Consider the following 679-nt stretch of genomic DNA (forward strand, 5'->3'; position numbering starts at 1 on the left):
CGAGTTTGACGCCGCAGTTGCTGCAAACGGTGCGCCTGGCCAGTGAGCCGACCGATCGGCTGGGCGGGTATTTCCGCGCGCTGGATCTGGCTGCCGGTCAAGCGGACAGGCCGGTCGAGCATGAGGAGATCTGGGCTGAGCCGGCGCCCGCTGACAAGGGTTGGTGGTGGCCGCATCGCCCGCGCGCCGAATTCCCCGACTTGGTTGATTTGCCGGACTTGCCGGACCGGTTGGAGATGCCCAGGGTCGTTCACACCATTTGGCTGGGCGGTCCGGTGACCGATGGCAGGGATGTTACCAACGCGCTTCGAACGAATCTGCAGGCGCTTAGCGCGCGGGCGCAACCGCACGGGTTGCAGGTGGTGTTGTGGAGCGACGTGACGCGCGCTCAGTTCGGTGATGACGCCGGCGTTGTCGCGGCGATGCGCCAGTGGGCTCAGCAGCATCGGGTCATCGTGCTCAATGTGGACGAGGTGTTTCATGCCGGTGAGCCGATGCGCCTTGCCGGGGAGTATCGCATGGAGACGGCTAAAGGAACCGCCGCCGGCTACGGCTCGGCCAGCGACATCTTGCGTCTGGAAGTTTTGCACCGTTTCGGCGGGATTTACACCGACGGCGACAATCCCGCTCGTGACCTGCATGGGTTGCGGGATCTGTTGCAAGCGCCGGGTTTCGCCAT

Annotated in this window: 1 protein-coding gene; it reads left to right on the top strand. The window is 64.8% G+C overall.

The window, feature by feature from the left end:
- The coding region (locus A5624_RS24395; protein ID WP_197519029.1) for a glycosyltransferase at positions 1–679 on the top strand (679 nt) is incomplete at both ends.

This window comes from Mycobacterium sp. 1482292.6, from assembly GCF_001672995.1.
GTDB classification, from domain to species: domain Bacteria; phylum Actinomycetota; class Actinomycetes; order Mycobacteriales; family Mycobacteriaceae; genus Mycobacterium; species Mycobacterium europaeum_A.